The 6405-nt window shown below is 32.5% G+C and carries 7 protein-coding genes; 3 read left to right on the plus strand and 4 right to left on the minus strand.

Going from position 1 to position 6405, the window contains the following annotated elements:
- The first annotated feature begins 355 nt into the window (after positions 1 to 355).
- Positions 356 to 1210: a hypothetical protein gene (locus N2712_07675; GenBank protein ID MCX8029854.1), complete on the plus strand. Its 855-nt coding sequence runs from the start codon at positions 356 to 358 to the stop codon at positions 1208 to 1210.
- Here the strand turns inward: N2712_07675 and N2712_07680 are convergent.
- Together N2712_07680 and N2712_07685 are read right to left on the minus strand one after the other, a co-directional pair.
- Positions 1184 to 2089 carry a methylenetetrahydrofolate reductase gene (locus N2712_07680; protein ID MCX8029855.1) on the minus strand — a complete coding sequence of 302 codons (906 nt, stop codon included), beginning with the start codon at positions 2087 to 2089 and terminating at the stop codon, positions 1184 to 1186. The two genes, N2712_07675 and N2712_07680, sit on opposite strands and share 27 nt — an antisense overlap.
- Positions 2090 to 2192: 103 nt before the next feature.
- Positions 2193 to 2810, minus strand: coding sequence for a hypothetical protein (locus N2712_07685; protein ID MCX8029856.1), 618 nt, complete (start codon positions 2808 to 2810; stop codon positions 2193 to 2195).
- A gap of 125 nt (positions 2811 to 2935) precedes the next feature.
- Between N2712_07685 and N2712_07690 the strand changes: the two genes are divergently transcribed.
- On the plus strand, positions 2936 to 3958 hold the full coding sequence (locus tag N2712_07690; GenBank protein ID MCX8029857.1) for a class II fructose-1,6-bisphosphate aldolase: 1023 nt from the start codon (positions 2936 to 2938) through the stop codon (positions 3956 to 3958).
- A gap of 59 nt (positions 3959 to 4017) precedes the next feature.
- Here N2712_07690 and N2712_07695 read toward each other — a convergent pair whose 3' ends face one another.
- Positions 4018 to 4740 carry a tetratricopeptide repeat protein gene (locus N2712_07695; protein ID MCX8029858.1) on the minus strand — a complete coding sequence of 241 codons (723 nt, stop codon included), beginning with the start codon at positions 4738 to 4740 and terminating at the stop codon, positions 4018 to 4020.
- Positions 4741 to 4931: 191 nt separating this feature from the next.
- On the opposite strand from N2712_07695, the gene N2712_07700 reads away from it, so the two are divergent.
- Positions 4932 to 5858 (plus strand): class I SAM-dependent methyltransferase, encoded by a 927-nt coding sequence (locus tag N2712_07700; protein ID MCX8029859.1) that lies wholly within the window; start codon positions 4932 to 4934, stop codon positions 5856 to 5858.
- 37 nt (positions 5859 to 5895) lie between these two features.
- On the opposite strand, the gene N2712_07705 is transcribed toward N2712_07700, so the two are convergent.
- Positions 5896 to 6405 (minus strand): lamin tail domain-containing protein (locus tag N2712_07705; GenBank protein ID MCX8029860.1); only part of this gene is annotated, 510 nt, incomplete at its 5' end.

Below are 6405 nucleotides of genomic sequence, written 5' to 3' on the forward strand. Positions count from 1 at the left end.
AAACTATCAAAGATATCACAAAAGCACTCTTCAACGCAAAACTTATCCTGACCCTCATGTATACCCCCAAAAAGAACAAAAAGAGTCATATTTATGATAACCCATATAATAATTCATCTTCAAGAAACTAACACAACAACAATCAAAATGGTTTAAAACACAGCATATTTTAATATCACAACTATTAAGGAAGATTATTGACATCACCAAAACTAAAGTTTTTCCAATACTTTTCCAATAAAGGAAGCTAAAAAATCTATATTTTCCTCTCATCCGAAAACTAAACTACATTCCAGAAACTAAAAAGATAAACTAATTTGATAAAAACATCATCACAACAAGAAAATAAGCATGTATGAAAAAATATTTTTATACAATCATCAATATACTGATCACAGTAACTGCTTATAGTGTACCTGTATTTCTTAAAAATGAGAATGCTATAATAACGCTCAAAGAAAAATTTACTACTTCTCTAGAAGCAAAAAATATCCAGAGATATGGTCAAGAAAAATCAATATATAACACTCTATGTTTTAGTCTAAAAGGTACATTTACTCCTAACAACAGTATTGAAGTAGGTTTCGAAATACCATACTTTAAAATAGTTGAAACAACTGACAGTGGTATCATTGGTGATATATCTTTATTTTCAAAATTCCTTATGGTGAATGAGATATTTAGTTTAGTTGATAACTTTTTACTTCAGGGTGTTACAGTCTTGAATATATCGCTTGCAACAGGTATTAAGAAAGAAGACGGATACAGGAATATAGGTATACAAAAGGGAATATACTATCCTTTGTCATCAGGTTATGCAGACATAGAAATAGGAACTGCATTTTCATTAATAGGAACAGTATTTGGACTGTCAGGATACTTTTGTTTCACATCAGTATCATCAAAAATAGAACCTCCCTTAGCTTTCAATACTGAAAATGATCATTTTGTATTAGGTTCAACTTTCGAAATATTTATGTTGTACTCCCAAAATTTCACTTTAAAAAGTTTTTCTGAGATCACTTACTACCTACCCATATCAGAAAAATCAAAATACATAAATATATTTCTTGTAGGAAGCGGAATATGGAGTAGAATATACGAAACTGTGGTAGTTAAACTTGGGTACTACAAAAATCTTTCAGCACCCATTGACATTGAAAAACACCTTGACAATATAATACTAGTTGGAATAGGATTTAGATTCTAAAAGTGACATCCTTGTTTTTAATGCCAGTACCATACTTTGAATTACTGATCTTCTGTTTAGAGTATATATATGAACTTTCTTAAAACCATTATCAAAAAGATCATATATTTGCTCTAATGCTATCTCTATACCCAACTTCTCAGATGATTCCGCATCATCAAGATATTTAGAAAAACTATCCACAATGTGCTTAGGTATAGAAGTACCAACTTTTGTAGCAAAAGATGAAATCTGTCTAAAATTTGTTATGGGCATTATTCCGGGAATAATCTCATTTTTTATACTTTTCTTGCGACAAACTTCCATAAAATCATAGAAAAACTTATTATCAAAAAACATCTGAGTTATAGCAAAATCTCCACCACTTTCAAACTTCGATTTAAGATAATCAACTTCTAAAGGTATGTTCTTGTAATCAGGATAACCTTCAGGATAAGCACTAACACATATCCCAAATTCATCTCCAAAATTTTTTCTTATGAATTCAACAAGAATCAAAGCGTTTTTGAAATAAACACAAGATATATCAAAACCAATAGCATCTTTAGGAACATCTCCTCTCAAAGCAAGAATATTTGCAATTCCAATCTTCTTGTAAGAAGATAAGATGTTATATATCTCTTCTTTAGAATGAGTTAAAGACGTCAAATGTGGCATAACAGGTATTTTATAATTTTCCTTGACAAACTTCACAAGTTCATATGTCTGAGATTTCGTTGAGCCACCTGCACCATAAGTTATAGAAACAAAATCAGGATGAAGGTTGCTATAAAAATCAAATGAATTGATAAAATTATCAAATACCTTTTCATCTTTAGGTGGGAAAAACTCAAATGAAATAACGTGATCTCTACTTAACAAAATGTCTTTTATCTTCATAATAGCCTTAAATTATATATCAACACACCTCAAAATACAAAAATTTTTAACAGACAAATTTTTCAAACCCAAAACCGACTAATTGTATTATATACAAACAATATTAGAAAGTAATATTCAAGAGTACTCTCAAAGGCGCAGGCAATAATCCAAATCCAGTTCCTGCTCCTAAACCGGGATTTATTTCAACTCCCAATCCCACATTCCTTACAGGCATGAGGTTCATTTGTAAACTTAATGAACAAAACAGATAGTACCCACTATTACCAGAATATCGAGAAAATCCACTTGAAACCGTTGGAGTTAGTGATACAGAAAAAATCTCACCAAAATAACCTAAACTCGCGAAAATTGAAGGGCCAACTACAAAAACGTTACTACTAGTTGAAACAAAACTAGCAGTTGTTATAAGTATTGAGCCTCCCACGTTCAAGAAAGGAGTATCTCCAGATTTTATCCAGTATCTTACATAAGGATCAAATGAAAGTGAATTATAGCTTCTCTCTTCAAATCTACACACTGACAATCCAATATCAATATCAGGTTGTTTATAAACCCAAGTACTGAATTCTGCCTGTAGAATATTTCCGTACCCTATTGAAGCACCAACATAAACGTTATCTTTGTGATATAGCTGCGACGGTGATGGAACAACCAAAGCTACACACCCTACAAGAAGATTTGCTAAAGTAGCAAACACAAATATCATCACACTTCTCATAGAAACATACCTTCCGGTTTTATAAATTATTACTAAACTAATAGATAATGTAAAGTTCAAAAACTCAAGATATTGATTTACAAAGTTAGTATCCATTATTATTTCTATACAAAAAGGAGGTTTTTATGGCCGTTCATTATACAGAGTTAGGTTTTTACAATACAAGAGTTATGTTTAAACACGCATACCAAAAGGGGTTCGCAGTTCCAGCATACAACTTCAATAACATGGAACAATTGCAAGCAATATTAACAGCGTGTGTATTAACACAGTCACCCGTAATACTCCAAGTTTCAAAAGGAGCAAGACAATATGCAAACCAAACACTCTTACGATATCTAGCAAAAGGAGCAGTAGAATTTGCAAAAGAATTAGCAGCCAAAAACGGGCTTGGTGAAATTCCAATAGCGTTACATCTTGATCATGGTGATTCATTTGAGCTTGCCAAAGATTGTATAGACAACGGGTTTTCATCAGTTATGATAGATGGATCTCATCTACCCTACGAAGAGAATGTAGCATTAACAAAAAAAGTTGTTGATTACGCCCATCAATTTGATGTTACGGTAGAAGGAGAACTGGGAATATTAGCAGGAATAGAAGAACATGTTTCAGCTGAAAAATCAATATATACAGACCCAGACCAAGCAGCAGACTTCGTTGAAAAAACAGGTGTAGATTCATTAGCAATATCAATAGGAACAAGCCATGGAGCTTATAAATTCAAAGTCAAACCTGGTGAGGAAGTACCACCTCTCAGATTAGATATACTAGAGAAGATAAAAGAAAAAATACCAGGATTCCCTATTGTCTTGCATGGTGCTTCATCAGTACCAAAACAGTATGTTGAACTTATAAACAAATACGGTGGTAAAATGGAAGACACTGCAGGAGTAAGAGAAGATCAAATACAAAAAGCTGTACAATCAGCAGTATGTAAAGTTAATGTAGACTCGGATGCTAGACTTGTTATGACAGCAATGATAAGAAAAGTATTCACAGAAAACCCCTCAGAGTTTGATCCAAGAAAATATCTAGGTCCAGCAAGAGAAGAAATGATAAAACTATACTCATACAAAAACGAAAAAGTCTTATTCAGTGCTGGTAAAGCACCAGACATAATGAAAGAATTAAAAGGACAAGCATAAATTATACATCATGAGGTAAGGTTGTTTACCTTACCTCCTATTACTCTAAACAGATTTTATTACATCTGGCTATCAATTATCTGTATGTTTTGTAGAACCTTCTTCCTCCTAGGATCATTAGGTAACAATATTTCAAGAAGTTTTGAGTAATCATCTCTAGATTTGAGCAACTCACCTAACTCGTAATATACTCTAGCCCTAGCAAAAAGAGAAGGTACATCTTTTGGTTCAAGCATAAGAATATGGTTAAGATGCTCCAAAGCAGACTTATAATCTCCCAAATCAATCTTAACCAAAGCAAGAGAATATCTAGCATCAAAATAATCAGGATTTATCTTTACCGCCTTCTCAAGGTTTATTTCTGCTCTTCTGATATAATCATCTAACTTACTCTTATCCTCAAGTACCTTAGAAAGCTGAAAAATTGAAACACCTATGATAAAATAAAGATTAGAATCAGTAGGTAAAAACTCAAGGGCCTTCTGAGCATTCTCAATAGCCAAAGACCACATATCTCTCATAAAATACTGTCTAGCAAGATTTTTATATATCTGTGCCCTATAAACATCCAATTCAACGGCATCGATAACTAGTTGCAACTCACGTCTACCAAGTTCTAATACTTTTATCGCTTCATTTCTCTTATTCTTCTCAACCAATTCAGTAGCCCTATCTTTAATAGCCTTCTGAGGAGTATTAACAAGTCCTAACTGATAACCAATAAAAAATGTAAAAAGACACAATACTATTATACCTATTGCAATCCATCCACCTTTAGGCATAAGTCTATTATAGGTAATGATATAAAACAATTTCAATCAAAATCTTTAGCATCCCCCAGATTAACTACTAAATTGGACTAACATAAACAACAATACCTAATAAAATTCTATACCTTCTGTAACAATCCTAATCCTATTTGCAAAAATTATGCTACATAATTTACTATATCCGGTTGTCATAGGAGTAAAATATGGTAGTCTGTCCATCCTGTCAAAATCTAATAAACGAAGAAAACTTTCACAGAGAATATCACTCAGGAGGAATTAATAAGACTTATAAACTATACATCTGTGAAAAATGTGATCTGGGATTCTGGTATCCATTGGAATTTATTGAGGAGATATACAGCACTGACCTACTCAACTTAGGATATGCAACAAGGGCTTACATAGTAAAAGCCCCCTCCTATCCCTATCATAGACTTGGTTTGAAACATTTTAAAAAATCAAAGGATTACCTATCAGGCAACAAACTGCTAGAAATAGGATGTGGAACTGGTACGTTTCTTAGAGAAGCAAAAAAGATAGGATTTGATGTATATGGCACGGACTTGGATAAAAGAGCTATAACAGTAGCAAAAGATATTTTCAAGATAGAAAATGTAATGGTATCTTCGTTTGATGACTTCTTTGAATACGCAAAATCTGAAGGTTTGAAATTTGATGTTATAACCTTCTTTGAAGTTATTGAGCATTTAACTGATTTGAAAAAGTTTCTGAGTCAAGTAAGAGAGTTACTTAAGGATGGAGGTATTATTATCGGAAGCACACCAGACAGAAATAGATTTTTAGCTGATCTAACAAGACTAGATTTTGACTTCCCTCCTCATCACTTCATTTGGTTTTCTAGAACATCTTTAATAAATCTCTTCAAAACTCACAATTTTGAGCTAATACAGATTAGAAAATTCAAAAGGGGCTTCAGGGAACTAATAAATGACGCTAATTATTTTTTCAGATATTCTTATAATACACTTGTATCCAAGTTCAAGAAAAGTCAACAAGAGAAAGATCTATCAAGAAATCTAAAAAGAATACTATCAAAAGAATTTCTTTTCGCGTATATAAGCGGATTTTTTATAAGTACTGGCATGTTTTTTGTGTTTAGAAAGTCGTAAGAAAACACAATATCCTTCAAATATATAAAAGATTAGCCTAATCTGTTCCCGGCGTTGCGAAGGTCTTAGTTTTATAACCACTCCTAACGAATGAGTTATTTTCAGTCGTGGTAGCCCAAGATGAAGGTAGAGTTCCATCAGTACCTACTCTCCTCATTGAAGCAAACGAAGAAAAACTATATCCAGCAAAAGGTGGTGAATATGGGTCTCCAGCAACATCTATCACATTACCATACTTATCCTTCAAAACCAGATATACATAATTCTGATCTTGGTTATGGTGAAGATAGAGAAAATTGTCAATAACAGCATTTGTATAATAGAAAGCATTGTTAGTGCTCTTGAATACAACTATATATCCATTCGGCTCAATATAACTACCCTCGGGAAATATAAACATTTTTATCCTCCAAGATTTGTAAGTAGTTCCAAGAATATACCATCCTGATATATTTATTCTTCTACTTGTTCTGTTTTTAAGTTCAATGAATTTGTCATTATACAACTTTGATCCATTATCACTCATAGATCCAGGCCAGTTTATCTC

The sequence above is a fragment of the Brevinematales bacterium genome (assembly GCA_026415355.1).
Taxonomy (GTDB): Bacteria; Spirochaetota; Brevinematia; order DTOW01; family DTOW01; genus SKYB106.